18 protein-coding genes are annotated in these 18,440 nt (G+C 41.6%); 11 read left to right on the forward strand and 7 right to left on the reverse strand.

Annotation, left to right across the window (positions count from 1 at the left end; genetic code table 11):
* Positions 1-67: 67 nt before the first annotated feature.
* The 5 genes from ppc to HUS26_RS05655 form a co-directional block, all read right to left on the reverse strand.
* Positions 68-2,830: a phosphoenolpyruvate carboxylase gene (gene ppc / locus HUS26_RS05635; protein ID WP_173918751.1), complete on the reverse strand. Its 2,763-nt coding sequence runs from the start codon at positions 2,828-2,830 to the stop codon at positions 68-70.
* Positions 2,831-2,967: 137 nt separating this feature from the next.
* Entirely contained in the window at positions 2,968-3,258 is a 291-nt protein-coding gene (locus tag HUS26_RS05640; RefSeq protein ID WP_173916223.1) for a hypothetical protein, read from the reverse strand.
* Between the two features lie 73 nt (positions 3,259-3,331).
* Positions 3,332-4,693 carry an aldehyde dehydrogenase gene (locus HUS26_RS05645; protein WP_173916224.1) on the reverse strand — a complete coding sequence of 454 codons (1,362 nt, stop codon included), beginning with the start codon at positions 4,691-4,693 and terminating at the stop codon, positions 3,332-3,334.
* Positions 4,690-5,628, reverse strand: coding sequence for a ribonuclease Z (rnz, locus tag HUS26_RS05650; protein ID WP_173916225.1), 939 nt, complete (start codon positions 5,626-5,628; stop codon positions 4,690-4,692). Before rnz ends, HUS26_RS05645 begins: the two co-directional genes overlap by 4 nt.
* Positions 5,629-5,918: 290 nt before the next feature.
* The gene (locus tag HUS26_RS05655) at positions 5,919-6,674 is read right to left on the reverse strand and encodes a glycerophosphodiester phosphodiesterase (RefSeq protein WP_173916226.1); all 756 of its coding nucleotides are present in this window, start codon (positions 6,672-6,674) and stop codon (positions 5,919-5,921) included.
* An 83-nt stretch (positions 6,675-6,757) separates the two neighbouring features.
* On the opposite strand from HUS26_RS05655, the gene HUS26_RS05660 reads away from it, so the two are divergent.
* From HUS26_RS05660 to HUS26_RS05680, 5 genes are all read left to right on the forward strand, one after another.
* The gene (locus HUS26_RS05660; RefSeq protein WP_173916227.1) at positions 6,758-8,374 is read left to right on the forward strand and encodes a M20/M25/M40 family metallo-hydrolase; all 1,617 of its coding nucleotides are present in this window, start codon (positions 6,758-6,760) and stop codon (positions 8,372-8,374) included.
* Positions 8,375-8,618: 244 nt separating this feature from the next.
* The gene (locus HUS26_RS05665) at positions 8,619-9,581 is read left to right on the forward strand and encodes an MBL fold metallo-hydrolase (protein ID WP_173916228.1); all 963 of its coding nucleotides are present in this window, start codon (positions 8,619-8,621) and stop codon (positions 9,579-9,581) included.
* 4 nt (positions 9,582-9,585) lie between these two features.
* Positions 9,586-10,380 (forward strand): SDR family oxidoreductase, encoded by a 795-nt coding sequence (locus HUS26_RS05670; protein WP_173916229.1) that lies wholly within the window; start codon positions 9,586-9,588, stop codon positions 10,378-10,380.
* 63 nt (positions 10,381-10,443) lie between these two features.
* Positions 10,444-10,779 (forward strand): iron-sulfur cluster biosynthesis family protein, encoded by a 336-nt coding sequence (locus HUS26_RS05675; protein WP_173916230.1) that lies wholly within the window; start codon positions 10,444-10,446, stop codon positions 10,777-10,779.
* Positions 10,776-11,006, forward strand: a complete 231-nt coding sequence (locus tag HUS26_RS05680; RefSeq protein ID WP_173916231.1) for a YqkE family protein — start codon at positions 10,776-10,778, stop codon at positions 11,004-11,006. Before HUS26_RS05675 ends, HUS26_RS05680 begins: the two co-directional genes overlap by 4 nt.
* 37 nt (positions 11,007-11,043) lie before the next feature.
* Here the strand turns inward: HUS26_RS05680 and HUS26_RS05685 are convergent, their stop codons facing one another.
* Positions 11,044-12,720, reverse strand: coding sequence for a M4 family metallopeptidase (locus HUS26_RS05685; protein ID WP_173916232.1), 1,677 nt, complete (start codon positions 12,718-12,720; stop codon positions 11,044-11,046).
* Between the two features lie 333 nt (positions 12,721-13,053).
* Entirely contained in the window at positions 13,054-13,974 is a 921-nt protein-coding gene (locus tag HUS26_RS05690; RefSeq protein WP_173916233.1) for an aldo/keto reductase, read from the reverse strand.
* A gap of 112 nt (positions 13,975-14,086) precedes the next feature.
* On the opposite strand from HUS26_RS05690, the gene HUS26_RS05695 reads away from it, so the two are divergent.
* The 6 genes from HUS26_RS05695 (at position 14,087) to xerD (ending at position 18,351) form a co-directional block, all read left to right on the forward strand.
* A complete protein-coding gene (locus tag HUS26_RS05695) occupies positions 14,087-14,632 on the forward strand; it encodes an NUDIX domain-containing protein (protein WP_173916234.1) in 546 nt (181 codons plus the stop codon).
* Entirely contained in the window at positions 14,629-15,801 is a 1,173-nt protein-coding gene (locus HUS26_RS05700; protein WP_173916235.1) for an endonuclease Q family protein, read from the forward strand. Before HUS26_RS05695 ends, HUS26_RS05700 begins: the two co-directional genes overlap by 4 nt.
* Before the next feature lie 66 nt (positions 15,802-15,867).
* Positions 15,868-16,506 carry a stage II sporulation protein M gene (spoIIM, locus tag HUS26_RS05705; RefSeq protein ID WP_173916236.1) on the forward strand — a complete coding sequence of 213 codons (639 nt, stop codon included), beginning with the start codon at positions 15,868-15,870 and terminating at the stop codon, positions 16,504-16,506.
* 109 nt (positions 16,507-16,615) lie between these two features.
* Positions 16,616-17,077 (forward strand): Fur family transcriptional regulator, encoded by a 462-nt coding sequence (locus tag HUS26_RS05710; protein WP_173916237.1) that lies wholly within the window; start codon positions 16,616-16,618, stop codon positions 17,075-17,077.
* A 162-nt stretch (positions 17,078-17,239) separates the two neighbouring features.
* Positions 17,240-17,458, forward strand: coding sequence for a DUF4227 family protein (locus tag HUS26_RS05715; protein WP_173916238.1), 219 nt, complete (start codon positions 17,240-17,242; stop codon positions 17,456-17,458).
* Positions 17,459-17,463: 5 nt separating this feature from the next.
* A complete protein-coding gene (gene xerD / locus HUS26_RS05720; RefSeq protein ID WP_173916239.1) occupies positions 17,464-18,351 on the forward strand; it encodes a site-specific tyrosine recombinase XerD in 888 nt (295 codons plus the stop codon).
* Positions 18,352-18,440: the final 89 nt, after the last annotated feature.

Raw genomic sequence — 18,440 nt, forward strand, 5'->3', positions numbered from 1 at the left:
TCGCCCCCATAAACCCAGATCAAAAAGACATAAAAAAAGCCCGGGGGATCCCCGGGCTTTTTCTGCATCAGCCAGTATTTCGAAGGCCGGCAGCAATTCCGCTGATGGTGAGCAGTACTTCTGTCAGCAATTCATCATGACCGTTTTCATGGTTTCTTAAGCTCTTAATAAGCTCTACTTGCAGGAAGTTTAATGGATCTACATAAGGGTTCCGCAGCTTAACTGATTCTTGAATTGTCGGCTGGTGATCCAGTAATTCATTATCTCCTGTAATTTTTAATAGTATTTCCTTAGTCTTTTCATATTCTTCTACAATATTATTAAAAATTCGCTCGCCCATGCTCTTATCACCGGCCAGCTCTGTATACTCTTTGGCAGTGGAAATATCAGCTTTCGTTAAGGCCATTTGTAGATTATCGATAGTAGAGCGGAAGAACGGCCAATTCTTATACATGTTCTGGAGGTGGCTTAAGTTTTCTTCGTTTTGGTTTGAAAATTCACTCAGCCCTGTACCTGCCGCATACCACGCAGGGATAAGCTGACGGTTTTGCGTCCAGGCAAACACCCACGGAATCGCTCGTAAGTTTTCAAACTTCGTGCTGTCTTTTCTCTTCATAGGACGGGAGCCAATGTTTAACTCACTGATCTCCTGAAGAGGCGTCACTTCATTAAAGTAGGTGAGGAAGTCTTCATCTTTAAAGACGAGAGACTGATATTTTTCTAAAGAAACATTTGCTGAGGATTCCATAATATTTTCCCAGAGATCTTCCCAGCTGTTGGCCTGTTCTGTTTCTTCAGAAATATGCGCCGCACCTTCGAGCAGTGTGGAAATGCCCTGTTCCAGGCTTCGGTAAGCGATGTCTTTTAGCAGATAGCGGGAGGATAAAACCTCGCCTTGTTCGGTAATTTTCACTCCATCGCCTAAAGTTTCAAGCGGCTGAGAAGCAATGCTGCGGTTGAGTGGTCCGCCGCCTCTTCCGAGAGATCCGCCGCGGCCGTGGAAGAACTTAAGCCCCACGTTATATTCTTTAGCCATGTCGTGAATCTCCTGCTGTGCTTTATAAAGTCTCCAGTTCGCAGTGAGTGTACCGCCGTCTTTACTTCCATCAGAATAACCGAGCATGATTTCCTGGTGGCTGCCGAGGTTCTGCAAATGTTTACGATACACATCCATTTCAAAAAGAGTCTTTAGAATTTCAGGTCCTGCTTTTAAATCATCGACAGTTTCGAGAAGGGGAGCCACGTTTAAATTACTTTCCACTTCACCGTTTGTATGAAGACGGTAAATACCGGCTTCCTTAGCCAGTACAAGGACCTCCAGCAAGTCACTTGCAGATTCGGTCATGCTGATGAGATAGACCTGAATCGATCGCTTTCCAAATTCGCGGTGTGCATCGCGGATCAAGTGGAAAACTTTCAGCATTTCCTGTGTATCTTCAGAATAATCTTCATTTAATAAAGAAATTGGGCGCGGGTCGTTAAGGACACTTTCGAGAAGTTTCACTTTTTCATTTTCCGGAAGGTCGGTATAGTTCTCTGTGATTCCTACATTTTGCAGAAGCTCTGCAACTGCCGATTCGTGTTCTCCGCTATGGTTTCTAATATCTAATGTTGCCAGGTGGAATCCAAACAGTTTAACTTGGCGAATCAGCTTCTGAAGCATTTTGAGTTCATGCTTCGTCGGGTGATGCTGCTTCACAGATTTTTGAATCTCATATAAGTCTTCCAGCAGCTCTTCTGCTGCTCCATACCCAATGTCTGACTTGCCTACCTGACGCAGCCTCTCAAGGATAACTGCAAACTTCCTCCGATAGATTTCACCTTCGGCTCTCCAAACTTTATCTTTAGGAAGCATACTTTCACCTTCGGCCACAGACTGAATGAAATCTTCGCTTATATTTATGCGGGTCGTCGAGTGGCTGAACCTCTTCATTAATTCGATAAGAACCACATCATATTTTTTCAGTATTAACTTCCGCTGTTTCTTTAATGTTTCCCACGTTATGTCAGGCGTTACGTTCGGGTTTCCGTCACGGTCTCCGCCAATCCAGGAGCCGAAATGAAGGATGTTAGGAACAGTCCATTCCTCATCAGGAAAAACTTCCTCCAAGCGGTTTTCTAATTCCTGGTGAATGTCAGGCAGTACATCGAAAAGCGTCTGATCAAAATAGTACAGGCCATTACGTACTTCATCCATTACGGTTGGCTTGCGCTGGCGCAGCTCGTCCGTCTGCCAAAGAACGGTTACTTCGTTAAATAAGCTTTCCTGAAGGTTTTCTCTTTCATTTTTTGTTAACTGCGGGTTGTCCAGTTTAAATAAAAGTCCGGCGATGCGTTTTTGGATTTCAAGCACCGTGCGCTTCGTAGCTTCCGTAGGGTGGGCAGTAATTATTAATTCCAGTGACAGATCGTTCAGGACATTCTGGATTACATCTTTATCGATGTTGTTTTCCTTCAGATTTAATACCGCACTTTCTAGTGAGTAAGGCTGTGCGCCGTGATCCTCACGCAGCTGATACTCTCTGCGTCGGCGGATCCGGTGATTTTGTTCAGCTATGTTTACGAGGTGAAAATAAATGGAGAAGGCCCTGATGACTTGAGAACGAAGAGGAGGTTCCAGCTCTTTAATCTCCTCTTTTAGTTGAGCATAAGTGTCAACGTCCTGGCTTCTTCGAAGTTCTTTTGTTAGATTTCGGATACTTTCGACTTTATTAAGTAATTTTTCTCCGCCGTGATGGACGAGAATATCTCCTAACATGTTGCCAAGTAAATTGACATCACGCCTTAATGGAGTCGTATGATCATTTTTTTGCTGTTGTAATGTCACGATTTCACCATCCTGTATTGTCTTATTATTAGCGTGGCTGTGTTAAACCATCGCTCATATTTACATAATGTTATCAGAATTTTTTGGATAGTCAAATGAATTGACTGTCCAACCCTTGGCGTAAGCGCTTTTATAAGTGGTTATCCATTCAAATATTCGGCAACAGTAAAGGCTAGATCGTCATTTCCAAACACTGATAATACTTCGATTAGAGCAGCATCTGAAATAGATTCGGATTCTTTTTTTGATATCGTCTGCTCTAAAGCTTTCTTAAGCTTTGGATTGCGCCCTTGGTGAGGATAAGCTTTTTCATAGAGTAATTCAGGATCAAGATCGTTGTTGATACACCATTGGGCAAAAATGAAAATCATTGTTTCTTCGTCCTTAATGTATTGCTGAATGACTCGTTCATCTATTTCTTTACGGTTCATCTGTCAGCTCTCCTTTATGAAATGGGGGAAGAGTTTAAGAGAAAAGCCGCCTGCTTAGGGCGGCTTTATAGAGTTAACCTAACACTTTTTTAATCACTTTTAAGCCCAGCTGAGATCCTGGATAACGGAAATTCTGGTCAAACTTTGTCGTCTGTTTGGTTATCCCTTTTTCATGTGTGAAGGTGGCAAAACTTGCTTTACCATGGTAACTGCCGATTCCGCTGCTGCCGACCCCGCCAAATGGAAGGTGAGGGTTTAAAATATGGTAAAGGGTATCATTAATACAGCCGCCTCCAAAGGAAAGAGACTCGGTCACTTTTTGCTGATCCTCTTCATTTTCCCCAAAATAATAGAGGGCGAGAGGTTTCGGCTGACTGCCAACCTGTTCAATGACTTCATCTAGCTGGTCATAGGTTAAGACAGGAAGAACAGGTCCAAATATCTCTTCAGACATTACTTTGTCGGTCCATGTGACTTGATCGATTAAGGTAGGCTCTATTCTCAGTTTTTTCGAATCTACCCGGCCGCCGATTAAGATTTGTCCTTCGTCAAGAAAACTTGAAATTCTGTCAAAATGCTTACGGTTAACGATTTTTACATAGTCTTCGTTAAGAAGGGAATGTTCTCCGTAGAATTCATAAATGTATTTTTGGATCGCTTTTACTAAATCTGCTTTTATTTCATGATGAACATACAAATAATCAGGAGCGATGCACGTCTGTCCGGCATTTAAAAACTTGCCCCAGACAATCCGTTTCGCAGCCAGATCAATCGATGCATCTTTATGGACAATCGCTGGACTCTTCCCGCCAAGTTCAAGAGTAACAGGGATAAGCTGTTCGCCCGCTTTCTTCATTACCTCTCGGCCGACAGGGACACTTCCTGTGAAGAAGACATAATCCAGAGGCTGCTCTAACAGTTCCTGAGTCACTTCTTTTCCGCCTTCTGCAACTGCTATTAAGTGGCTCGGGAAGTATTGTTCTACCATTCTCTTAATTACCCAAGAAACGGTCGGTGTCAGTTCGGAAGGTTTAATGATAACAGTGTTTCCACTCGCAATGGCTCCAATAACCGGCGCAAGGGCCAGCTGTACCGGGTAATTCCACGGAGCAATCACTAATACCGTTCCATAAGGTTCTTTCACGATATAATTTTTTGAACCAGTATGCGTTAATGGTGTCTTCACATCTCTTGGAGCCATCCACGACTTTAAGTTCTTCAAATGATCTTTGATTTCCATTTTTAAAAATGCGATCTCTGCGGTGTAGGCTTCATACTCTGATTTATTAAGGTCGAACTTTAAAGCTTTTAAAATAGGCTCTTCAAAAGTGTCGAGCATTTTTCGAAGCTTGATTAACTGCTCTTTTCTAAACTCGTAGCTCTTCGTATGGCCTTCTTTAAACCAGTCTTTTTGCAGCTTTACTAATGATTTCATTTTAACTCCTCCTTACTTTTAATAACGGGATGCTGGTAAAAGTCATAAGCGATGATCGTATTAGGGAAGATCGAGCGGGCTTCTTCTTCAAGCTGCTTGACCGCCTGTCCATGATAACGGGAAGAAATATGAGTTAGCAGCAGCTGGCCTACTTTGGCTTCTTTCGCCAAAGTAGCCGCCTGCTTGATTGTCGAATGGAAATAATCATGAGCCATCGATTCCTCTTCACTGGCAAACGTAGCTTCATGGACGAGCAGGTCAAGTCCTGCTAAAGGTTCTTTAAGCTTAGATAAATATCGGGTATCTCCTAAAACAGCAAGCTTCCGGCCTCTTTTTGGCGGGCCGGTTACTTCCTCTCGATAAACAACTGTTCCGTTCTCTAAGACTGTTTTTTCCTGCTGCTTAATTTTTTGATAGAGAGGACCGGGGGAGATGCCCATCTCCTGCAGCCTGTCGGGGAGAAGTTCGCCTAATTTGTCCTTTTCTTTAATGATATACCCGAAGCTGTCCAACCCATGAAGGAGCTGAATAGCTTCCACTTGAAAATCTTCGTCCTCAAACAGGATTCCTTCTTCAACTTCTACTGTGTGGAGAGGATATTTTAATCTAGTTCCGCTAATTCTAAGACTGACATCGATATATTCTTTTAATCCTTTAGGTCCATAAACCGTGACGGGAGTTTCCCCGCCCTGAAACGAACGGCTGCTCAGCAGACCGGGAAGGCCATATAAGTGATCACCGTGTAAGTGGGTGATAAATATCTTTTCTATTCGCCGCGGGCGAATATTCGTTCTGAGGATTTGATGCTGAGTGGCTTCACCGCAGTCGAACACCCAGGTCGTGCCGCGTTCTTCTAATAAGTGAAGAACGAGGGACGAGACATTGCGTTCTTTAGAAGGTACACCTGAACCTGTACCGAGAAAAAATAATTCCATATATGTATCCTCCTTCCTAACTATAATACCACCTGAGAGCAGAGGGTACACTTAAAATACTCATATTAAAAGTCTGTTCACTTTAACTGTTGATTTGTACTCTTAAAAGTGGGGAATCCTCTCTTTTTTGTTCAACACAAACGATTAGCAGAGTCTTGATTAAAAGCTCCTCTTTTGGTCTCTAAAACCCAAGCGAATTGCAGCACCTCAGAAATCCTTAATAGTTTGGCTCTGTTAACCGAGATACTTGTTATTTCCCCAAAAAAAGCTGACGAGACCACTCGTCAGCTTTAAAGGTTATCAGGTTTCACGTTTTGTATTTTTTCACGATAGGATAAAGCTTCATGGGGGACATCTGTAAAAATACCGTCACATCCAAGTCTAAAGCATTTAGCCATATAATTCGGCCGATTAATTGTATAAATGCGAAGCGGCATTTTTTCCTTATGGCATTTTTTCACCAGTTTTCGATCCAGCAGGCGATACTTTACGTGAAGGTCTGTAGAGCCGTGTTTCTGTGCGAATTTCGGAAGGTTCTGCCGGCTGGTAGAGGTTAAGAAAGCGGTTCTCACATTTTCATTAAGTTCGTGGACCTTTGTGATGCTGCTGAGGTTAAAGCTTGAAATCACAGTACGGTCAAGAACCTCGTGTTTCTCGAGTGCGGCCAGCACCATCTTTTCAATACCTTTATATTCAATCACATTAGTTTTTAATTCGACATTTAATACCATATTAAGGGTTTTAAACCAGCAAAGAAATTCTTCCAATGTTACAATAGAACAGTCAGAAAATTTTGTGGAAAACCAGCTGCCGGCGTCTAACTTTTTAATTTGCTCACAAGTATAATCCTGAACGAAACCTGTGCCATTCGTCGTCCGGCGCACATTTTCGTCATGTATCAGAACAGGAACGTTGTCTTTAGTAAGCTGGACATCGATCTCCAGTCCATCGGCACCTGATTCACTTGCCAGCTGATAGGCGGCCATCGTATTTTCCGGGGCCAGTCTGCTTGCGCCTCTATGAGCATAAATTAATGTTTTACGCATACGGCTTCACCTCGAGAGAGTTTAATAAATCCTGATTGTGAAGGATCCTTTTTAAAAAGTCAATGTAAGGGAGTTAATGTGCAGTGAAAAAATGGCAAAGTAAACAACAGTTGACGGACCTGCTGTGTTCTTTAGTGGAATACCCTAGTGTTACGGGGACAAACGCGGAAATCGCCATCTTTGAATACTTATATTATATTTTAGAGGACAGGGAATATTATCAAAAGCATCCCAGTCATTTAAAATTACACCCTTTAGATGATGGACGCCAGTTTCTGTCCGCCTTAGTTAAAAATGGACAAGCTAAAGAGACGCTTGTTCTGATCGCTCACGCCGATGTTGTTTCTGTGCAGGACTATGGATCCTTAACCAACCTTGCATTTTATCCTAAAGAACTGACCCAGGAGTTACATAAACATATAGATGAACTTCCTGAAGATGCTGTTAAAGACCTTCAGTCAGGCAACTGGATCTTCGGCCGGGGAACGATGGATATGAAAGCAGGCTTAACCGTTCATTTATCTCTTTTAGAAAAAGCAATGAACGGGGAATTTGACGGGAACCTTCTATTAATAGCCGTTCCGGATGAAGAAGCTAACTCAGAAGGTATGCTGGCATCTCTTCCTGTGCTTGACCAGCTGAAAGAAGAACACAATTTAACCTATAAAGCAGCCGTGAATACGGAACCGATGTTTAGTAAATATCCGGGAGACCCTGCTTATTATATGTATACTGGTTCTATCGGTAAGGCGCTTCCCGGATTTCTTTGTTACGGAAAAGAAACCCATGCCGGCGAACCTTTCGGCGGTTTAAATGCGAACTTAATGATCAGCTACCTGGCAAAGGAACTAGAATTAAATGAAGCTTTTATTGAAGAAGTAGATGAAGACAGGACTCCGCCGCCGATCAGTCTAATGCAAAAAGACTTAAAAGAAGAGTACTCGGTTCAGACGCCGCAAGCGGCCGTTACAATGTACAATGTCCTGTTTATGAAACAGTCAATCAATGAAATTAATGAAAAACTGTTGAATGCAGCAGAGCGTGCAAAGAAAAATATTATTGAACATTACTATAAGCAGTCGGCCTATTACTTGAAAAATGATCAAAAATCCTCTTTTGAACCTAAAATCCAGGTTCTTACTTATCAGCAGCTTTATGAGGAAGCAGTGAAACGGTATGGTGAAGGGGAAGTAAAAAGAAGGATTAACTTACTTATTAAACAACGCAATCAAGGGGACCGTGACTTCTCAACAACCTTAGTCAGGACGCTGGCTTCGTTATGCAAGGATATTTCACCGATGATGGTTCTCTTTTACAGTCCGCCGTTTTATCCATCGGTTTCTTCTCATCATGATCCGATGATTAAGAAAATAGCCGGTTTCGCAAGAGAGTATGCCAAAAAAGAATTTGGTGTTGATGTCGTGACCCAGGAATATTTTCCGGGGTTATCTGATTTAAGCTTTATTGGACCGGTTACCACATCTTCTTCTATTAAGCAGCTCGTTGAGCAGATGCCAATACAGGATAAAGGATTTAGCTTACCTTCTAACCTGATGGAATCGGTGACGATGCCTATTATTAACATTGGGCCATTAGGAAAAGACCCTCATCAGTGGACAGAACGTCTGGAGCTTACCTATAGTTTTGAAAAGCTCCCGGTCTTACTGAACGAATGTTTTCATCAATTATTCAACTCATAAACCATCAAAAATGAAGCTTACAGGCTGTCGAGACTTCCTTGACAGTCCTTTTTTATCTCGTTTTAAATAGTTAATCTTCGTTAAGAGTGTTAACAACCATCCAGTATTTGGATGAGCCAGGCTGAAGGATTGTTTTTAAAAAAGCTCAGCCTGTGTTTGCTCTTAACGATAGGATAATACAGGAAGTCGTGATACAATAATAAGATAAAAAATGAATGGTTATTCATTAATGGAGGATTTCTCAGTGAAAACGATAAAAGATAGGATTCATCCAATAACTTTGCCAACCCCTTATGCGGTTGGTGATGTGCATGCCTATTTATTTAAAAGCGATAAAGTAACACTTATAGATGCGGGGGTAAAAACAACAGAAGCATGGGAGGCCATGAAGGACCAGCTTGCAAAGTTAGGTATAAAACCGGAAGATATAGACCAGATCGTTCTTACTCACCATCATCCAGACCATACTGGATTAGTCGAATACTTCCCAGATGCCATAATTATGGGCCACCCGAAGCTCAGACCATGGCTTGAGAAAGATGAAGAGTTTATCAGAAGGCATGAAACCTTTTTTAAGGAAATGTATGAAGAGGCTGGGGTACCCAGCGAATATTTAAATACATTAAATAGTGCCAAAAAGACTTTAAGATATATCGGACAGGGAAGACTGCAAGTTGAATTAACAGAAGGTGACCGGGTGCCATCCCACGAAGAATGGACAATTATTGAAACTCCCGGCCATGCTCAATGTCATATTTCACTATACAGGGAAGCGGATGGAGCTCTGATTGGCGGCGACCATTTGTTGTTTCATATTTCATCTAACCCTTTGCTGGAACCTCCTTTTAGTGCAAATGAGGCGCGTCCGCGTCCGCAGGTTCAGTACAGAGATTCACTTGAAAAACTGCTGAATTATCAATTAGGAGACGTGTATCCCGGTCATGGCAGACGATTTACAGAAGCACATCAATTAATTAAACGGAGGATCACTCGGCAGGAAGAAAGAGCAGACCAGGTTAAAGAGATGCTTAAACAAAAGCCATTGACCGCTTTTGAGGTGTGTCAAAAGCTGTTTCCTAAACAGATTGAAAGCCAGTTCGGCTTAACAATTTCTGAAACGATGGGGCAGCTTGATTACTTAGAGTTCACTGGGCAGGTGGATACAAAGCATATAGGTAAACGAAAAATATATTATGTAAACAGGTGATAGAATGAGTCAAAAATTAAACGGTAAAAAGATTATGGTGACTGGTGCAACCAGTGGTATAGGTCTCTATTTAGCCATTCATTTGGCCATAGAAGGAGCGGATTTATACTTAGCCGCAAGGTCCACTAAAAGACTGGAGCACATTTGTAAAACATTAAAAGAATCATACGGAGTAACTGCAGAAGGCTATACGGCAGATTTATCCCGTGATGAAGACTGGAAGCAGGTGCTGGATCAGATCCACACTGATCATGGAGTGATGGATGCGGTTATTAATAATGCAGGTATGGCTGTATTTGAAAACGTGGAGGAAGCAGAGTGGGAGGGCATTGAGCAGATGCTCCAAGTCAATTTAACCTCTCTAGTGCGCTCTACTCATTACTGGCTCCCACACTTTGTGAATAAGAAAAGCGGGCATATAGTAAACATAAGCTCACAGGCTGCCAAAATGGCCACACCTAAATCCGCTGTATATTCAGCTACTAAACATGCCGTGCTCGGTTTTTCCAACGCTCTGCGGATGGAAGTAGAGAAAGACGGGGTTTTTGTGACAGTCGTTAATCTAGGACCTGTTAAAACGAACTTCTTTAGGCAGGCTGATCCGACAGGGAACTATGAGAAGGCAGTATCTTCCTTAATGCTTGACCCTAACAGAGTAGCCAGAATTATTACCAAAAATCTATTTACGAACAGACGGGAGATCAATCTGCCGTTATGGATGGAAGCCGGAAGTAAAGTCTATCAATTGGCACCTTCCGTTATAGAAAAGCTGTTTGAGAAACAGTTTGCCAAAAAATAAAGGCTGAGATTTTGCAAGCATTCGGCATATTTTTTATTATAAAAGAAGGAGGGATGATGATAAATGAAGCTAACGATAACGGATGAAGCATTAGAACAGCTTAACCAGGTGAAAACCGATGAGCATGAAGCGTTACGTCTCTATTACGACACTGATGGAATGGGCTGCGGCGTTAATGGCCAGCCGACCATTCGGTTTACAGATAAAGTAAGAGAACAGAAGGATAAACATGTCGAAAATGACCAATTTAAGGTAGTGGTCGATAAACAGCAGGCCACTTTTTTCCGCAGGGAAATGAAACTGGACTTAATTAAAGGAACTTTTCGTCTCTCGAGTCCTGAAGGTGTTCTGACTCCCATCATTCCAGTAAGCAGTGTGACTAAAGAGGTTGCATTATGAGCAAAAAGAAACGCAGAGAAGAGGAAACTTTAAGACAGTATATTAATGAGGATGTACTGGCGAAGCTTCAAAGTAAGAAAAAGCAGTTAAAACAGCAGGAAGATGAACGGGCAGAGGAAGAGAAGAAAAAGAGGATTCAGCAGAGAAAGAAACGCGAAGCCGACAAAAGCTTTGAAGAACTGTTAAATGAAAGTGAGCTGGACTGGAAATCTTTTAAAAAGCAATGAAAAAGAGCGGGTATTATTCCGCTCTCTTTCATTGTTTTTATTCTGTAATGCCAACTTGATTCAACCCAGCTTCTGTTGCAGCCGCTTCCTCACTGCTCTCTCCATAAATATCAACCGCTGATTGAATCAGTACTTCTCTTGCATGGCTGAAATCAGATTCCGGCAATAAATATTCACTTAATGCACGATAATAGATCTGGCCAAGTTTTTCTTTTCCAATCTGTTCCCCGGTAATGTAAGCTGCATGGTTAATAATAGAAGAGTTAATATGAACTCCGCCATTATCAAGATCCATAGGGAGATTATAATATTCATCCATATGTGAAGGATACATGCCGTTTCCATCACCATACGGAACATAAGCTGCACCTACCGGATATTTACTAGGATCACTTAAGCTGCGAAGAGAAGTTCTGCCTGAAGCTTTAGCTTCCTCAGCCATAATGTCTTCTCCTAGCTCCCAATCTTCTTCATCGATTAAGGCACCAAAAATATCTGAGAAAGCTTCATTAAGCGCACCTGACTGGTTACGATATTTTAACCCGGCTGTATGAGTTGTCACCCCATGAGTCATTTCGTGAGCAGCAACGTCAAGACCTGCAGATAATGGGTTCATGAATTTTCCATCACCGTCTCCATAAGTCATATAACTGCCATTCCAGAATGCATTGTTGTAATCTTCGCCAAAGTGAACGACGGACATAATCGCCATCCCTTCTCCATCGATGGAATTACGGTCATGCTCTTCTAAAAAGTAATCGTAAACCTTTTCTGAATTATAGTGAGCATCTACAGCAGGCCTGTCGTAATCATCTTTAAAAGAGGCGCTCGAATTCTTATACAGCTCCGCCTGTCCGCCAAACTGATTCTTAATGTCGTACGTATAAATTCCTTCTAAATCTTCATGTGAATTATCATATAGATAGAACTGAGTTCCTTCTTTTGAGTCGCTGTCATTTTTATGGGTAATATGTAGGCTGCGCTCGTCACCCAATACACCTAACCCAGCGCCTTTTGATGCTTGATAGTCATCAGCATGCATAAGAGCATTATATTTATCTACAACTTCACCTGATTCAGCATCCACGTATACGTACCAGTTGCCTGGTTCTTCTCCCATAAAGTTCACATTAACTTTATACGCGAGATGGTTTTTTTCATTAAATGGATAGATCACCAGTTCTGAAGCTGGAGATTCTACTAACTCCTCTGGTGCTTTTACAGACTGTTTAGCAATGGAAATGCTGTCACTTTTAGAGAGGGAGGCCTCTGTAGAGATTTCTTCTTTCTCTACTGAATTGCTGAAATGTCCGTTAACAGATTGGATACGATTCTCCTGATCATACGTAACGGATACTTCATGTCCTTCAACATGAACGCCGTTTTTCGTCTGCTGCAATTTAACATGCTTCATTCCTAAATCATCAGTTTTTGTTTCTTTAGCTTTCAAACTCTTTTCGGAAACATCAATTTTATATGCTTGTTCATTTTTCTTTAAAAAGGCTATGGCATTTTTTGCATTAGCTTCACTTTGTTTTTCAGCTTGTTTCTCTTTCACAAAGAAAGGTTTGTTTTCGTCAGCTTTGCCATGGTTTGTATTCACCACAGAACTTTGAGTCTGAGGGCTGACAGCTTCAGATGGCAGCGGAGCAATAGATCCCATTAAAAGGGCGGAAGATAGGACGGCGACCGGTAGAACATGTTTCTTTTTCATAAAACTCCTCCTTGGATTAATAAACCAATTATAGAAAATAACAGAAAATACCAATAGAGTATTTTGAACTGTTTGTATTTTTAGAAAATTAATTGTTTTTTTATCGATTTGTGACTAAAGTAGGTTGTGAAATACCAGAGCGGGTAAATGAAAAAGAAAAGTGGTTATTCCAGAAAAGATAGGGAGAGGGGAGGGGATATTGAAGATCTTGTAAATAAATCCAAAGTAGGAATTTCGATACTCGAAATATTTTAAGAAAGAGGGATCTGAATGGTGGATGCCATTTGTAAAAGAAAACGCCTTGAAGGATGGGGTTCCTTCAAGGCAGGTGAATTAGCGGTGTTTATCATATCTGATTGACTTAGTCATCGTTTGGACTTCTCCAAATATCTGGCCGGTAATCGGAGTCGCGGACAGATATGTCAAGTTCTTGTCAAGCTGATCAACTGAACTAGCTCCAAAGACGGCAGTAGCAACTTCAGAATGGTAGAGGATATATTGAAGCGCCAGCGCTTCTGCTGTCCGGTCATCACTCTGGTAATCCCGCCATTTTTTTTCTATAGCCAGCAGTTCTTCGTAGCTGTAACCTAAAAATCCTTCGGTTCCTTTTTCTCTTACCTTTTCTTCGGCATTGGAGGAAAGCATCCCTTTAGCCATCGGACCGCGGGCAAGTACACTGATGTTATTGTCGCTGAGCAGATCGAGAATCTCTTCCTCGGGTCTTCTGTCTAACAGACTGTACTGCATCATGACGCTTGCGATGGAAGATTTATTAACATATTCCCGAATGACATTCGGCCGAATAGATGAAATCCCATATTCCCGAATAAGACCTTCCTGCTTTAATTCCTCAAATGCTTCAATCGTTTCGTCAATCGGATCATCAATCGTACCACCATGCAGCTGATATAAATCAATATAATCTGTACCTAATCGCTGAAGGCTGTCCTTAACCCCGTTCTTAATATGTTTCTTTGAAGGGTCCCACGTCCAGCCTTCTTTCCCTGGAGTAAAGTTATTACCGACTTTTGTGCCAAGAATAATGTCTTCTCTCCGGCCTTTAATCGCTTCACCGACAATTCTTTCATTATCTCCAAAGTCGTATAAATCCGCTGTATCTAAATAGTTAATGCCGGCATCTAAGGCGCGGTCGATGATTTCTTTAGCGTTATTGTAATTCTTGCCGAGTGACATACATCCCAGACTGATCTCTGATACGTGCAGATCTGAATTTCCGATTTGTCTTTTTTTCATGAAATCTTCCTTTCCTCCATTAAATTACAGGTCATTAATTACAATGTAATAGTTCAAGTCTTTTCTATCCCTATGATAAACTATTTATAGATTTTAAGAGAGGATGAAGCTTGTGCGTAAATTTGAAGAAGTAACTACGGATTCTGAAGAAATTTTTAAAGGGAAAATTATTCATTTAAAGGTAGATAGTGTTACATTACCCGATGGAAATACATCTAAACGAGAGATCATAAAGCATCCGGGAGCGGTAGCGGTGATTGCCCAGAAAGAAGATGGCAAAATCATATTTGTAGAGCAGTACCGTAAAGCAATGGAAAAGAGCATAGTAGAGATACCAGCCGGAAAGCTGGAAGAAGGAGAGGACCCTCTCGTTACAGCCAAGCGTGAATTGGAAGAGGAAACCGGGTATACAACAAATCATCTGGAGCTGATCCGTACCTTTTATACTTCACCTGGTTTCGCAGATGAACTTGTTCACGTATATTTCACGAATGATTTAAAGAAGCTTGATGAAAAAGTAGATGGAGATGAGGATGAGTTCGTCGAGCTGATGGAACTGACGCTTGAAGAAGCTGAACAGCTGGAAGAAGAGCAGAGAATTCATGATGCTAAGACTTCCTATGCTCTGCTTTACTTAAAACTGAGGGAGCAGAAGTGAGTTCATCCTACTTTTCGGACCTCCACATCCATGTTGGAAGAGACTGGAAGGGAAAACCTGTGAAAATAACAGGTTCGAAAAATTTAACACTTACAGAGATCTTGAAAACAGCCAGCCGCAGAAAGGGTATTGATCTCGTAGGGGTCATTGATGCTCATGCACCTCGCGTACAGGAAGAACTTATCGATCTAATTGACCGGGGATATGCGATCGAAGTGCAAGATGGCGGAGTACAGTTTGAAAGTACGCTTCTCATTCTGGGAAGTGAAATAGAAATCCTTGACAAAAGCTGCAATGGGCCTATTCATGTACTTTGTTACCTTCCGACTTTAAAGAAAATGAGAGAGTTTAGTGACTGGCTGGCTGAGCGAATGACCAATATTCATTTAAGCTCTCAAAGGTTTTATGGAAGCGGACGTGAACTTCAGGAGAAGATTCAGGATCTCGGCGGATTATTTATTCCTGCCCACATTTTTACTCCTTTTAAAAGTCTTTACGGAAAAGGGGTTCATAAAAGTATATCCGAAGTGCTGGATGTCAATTTGATAGATGCGGTAGAATTGGGACTGAGTTCTGATACGGAAATGGCAGATGGAATTTCTGAACTCCATTCGTTTCCATTTCTTACGAATTCCGACGCTCATTCAGCAGGGAAAATAGCCAGAGAATATCAAGAATTGCAATTAAATACTCTCTCATTTGAAGAATTAAAAAAGGCATTAAAAGGTGAAGAAGGCAGGAGAATATTAGGCAATTACGGGATGGACCCGAAGCTTGGGAAGTACCATCAAACCGTCTGTTCCGCCTGCTTCTGGCGTGTAGAAAGCACGAATTCTGCTTGTAAGAACTGTGGTTCGAAAAAGATAGTAAAAGGGGTTTCTGATCGGATAAAAGAATTAAGCAGCCATTCATCCCAGCCGAAACGCCCGCCCTACATCTATCAGGTTCCGCTTGATTACCTTCCGGGAGTAGGAAAGAAAACGTATGAAAAGCTGCTGGATGCCTTTCAAACAGAGATGGCTGTGCTGCATGATACTTCTCTTCATGAGCTTTCTGATGTTGTACCGCAGCAAGTTGCTCAATCGATTATTGCGATGCGCAGCGGTCAATTAACCATTGAAGCTGGAGGAGGAGGAGTTTACGGGAAAGTCTCAAAAAACCTCTCTTAAATTTGGTCTATTTTTCATCCTTTCCTCATAGAGTAGTCGTAGTAGAGAAGAAAGGATGAAGCTTTCATGCAGCGAAATGTTAGGTTAGTTAAAAAAGACATTCATAATCATATGAGCATCTTTGTTTTCATATTTGTGTTATTTATCATGGGCATGATCTTCGGCGCTATCATCGTTAATAGTATGAATTTTGTACAGAAAGAAGACTTATTCTTCTACTTAAAACAGTTTTTTGAACAGATGGTCTACTCCGAAGAAACGGCACGCTCCAGCCTATTAAAGGAAAGTATTTTCTACCATATAAAATATATGCTTCTTTTATTCCTGCTTGGAATATCGGTTGTAGGAATGCCGATTATCACTGTTCTTTTATTCATTAAGGGCCTTGTGGTCGGATTCTCTGTCGGCTTCCTGGTGAATCAGATGGGCTGGTATGGACTGCTGCTTTCTTCTGCTTCGATTGCACCGCAAAACATTTTAATCATACCTATATATCTGTTTGCTGGTGCGCTGGCACTGTTGTTTTCTTTAACTTTGTGCAAGCAGTTATTTATAAAACGCGTCCATCAGCCGATCCTGCAGGCGTTTGCTAAATACAGTGCACTTTTCGGCCTTTTGACCATATGCTTAATGCTGGCATCGGTTGTTGAAGTGTTTATTGCCCAGCCGCTTCTTGAGGCAGCCGTGAATTGGCTGTTTAAATAAAAGATTTAATAATAATGATTATCATTAACATTTTATAATAATTATAATTTGACACTCCTTCTGTCACTGCTTATAATTAAATTGGTATTACGAGGGAGGGGCGATCCAGATGGAACATCGCATTGAGCGTATTAAAAAGCAGTTACATTCACAGAGTTATAAGTTAACCCCGCAAAGGGAAGCGACGGTTCGCGTGCTTTTGGAAAACGAAGCAGACCATTTAAGTGCGGAAGATGTTTACCTCCTCGTAAAAGAGAAAGCACCGGAAATTGGTTTAGCGACCGTTTATCGTACACTGGAACTGCTCTCAGAATTAAAAGTTGTCGACAAAATTAACTTTGGTGATGGAGTCTCTAGATATGACCTTCGCAAAGAAGGGGCGGAACATTTTCACCATCATCTAGTCTGTATAGAGTGTGGTTCAGTAGAAGAAATTGAGGAAGACCTGCTGGGAGACGTAGAAAAACTGATTGAAGGCCAATGGGGTTTTGAAGTAAAAGATCACCGGTTAACCTTTCACGGAATTTGCCGTGTCTGCCAGAAATCAGCCGTATCCAATTCATCATCGTAATGCTTGAAAGGCCGCTGTGAATCTATAGTTCGCATCGGCCTTTATCATTTCTATTTACAAAAATATAAAAATCGTGTAGTTTAAACGTATGTGAGCAAATTAATGTATATTTAATCATAAAATAGGCATATCCTTTATAAAATAAATTTTTATGGAGGGCCTATGAGTAAAAGGAATCCGCAGTTACAAGAGTTAATAAAAGTGCTTATTATATTTACGGTATGTACGAGCTTGTTCTATGTAGCTTTGCGAGTTATCCACGACCAACACGAAAGAAGCCATAGATACGATCCGCCAGGCGGGGCCGCTGTAAAAGTCGTGAACCCTGTAGAGCCCGACTGGTCGGACAGGTTATCCATTTTCTTTCAACTAGGAGAGTAGAAAGAATGAAGTTTGCTTTAGAAGATTTTTTTCATTATCTTACAGTAGAGCGGGGTCTCTCGGCAAACACTATTCAATCATATAAGAGAGACCTGACCCAGTATCAGTTATTTCTAGTTGAGTCTGAGAATGTAGAGGACTGGGACCAAATATCACGCGCTCATATTATGAAATATTTATATGCGCTGAACGATAAAGGCCGTTCTGCTGCAACGGTAGCAAGGCTGCTGTCGTCGATTCGCCTGTTTCACCAGTTTTTAATCCGTGAGAAAATAACCAATCAAGATCCAAGCTTACATATAGAAACCCCAAAGAAGGACCGCAAACTGCCGAAGGTGCTTTCATCCGATGATGTAGAAAAGTTATTAAGCCTTCAGGCGAACGACCCGCTTTCCATAAGGAATAAAGCCATGCTGGAAATGCTCTATGCGACGGGGCTTCGGGTGACTGAACTGATTTCTTTAAAGGTTAGTGATCTGCATTTAACGATGGGGTTTGTCAGATGTATGGGCAAAGGATCTAAAGAGCGGATCATCCCGCTTGGGGAAATGGCGAAAGAGGCACTTGAGAATTATTTAGAAGGGCCCAGGGGAAAGCTGGTTAATAAAAAGCGGACGGAAGAACTGTTTGTTAATCACCACGGATCTCCTATATCAAGGCAGGGGTTTTGGAAGGTATTGAAAGCGGTTGCCTTAGAGGCGGGGGTTACCAAAGAGATTACGCCCCATACATTGCGGCATTCGTTTGCCACTCATCTGCTTGAGAATGGAGCTGACCTGCGTGCGGTTCAGGAAATGCTGGGTCATGCCGATATTTCCACAACACAAATATATACACATGTGACTAAATCTCGCTTAAAAGATGTTTATCGCTCTTATCATCCAAGAGCGTAATTTCTTTTTTCTTTTTAGTTGTCTGACATCCTACAACTAAAATCTTAGCGTAGGTTTAATGCAGTGAGGGAAAGTAATAATTAGGAGGT

It is taken from the genome of Halobacillus sp. Marseille-Q1614 (assembly GCF_902809865.1).
Taxonomy (GTDB): domain Bacteria; phylum Bacillota; class Bacilli; order Bacillales; family Halobacillaceae; genus Halobacillus_A.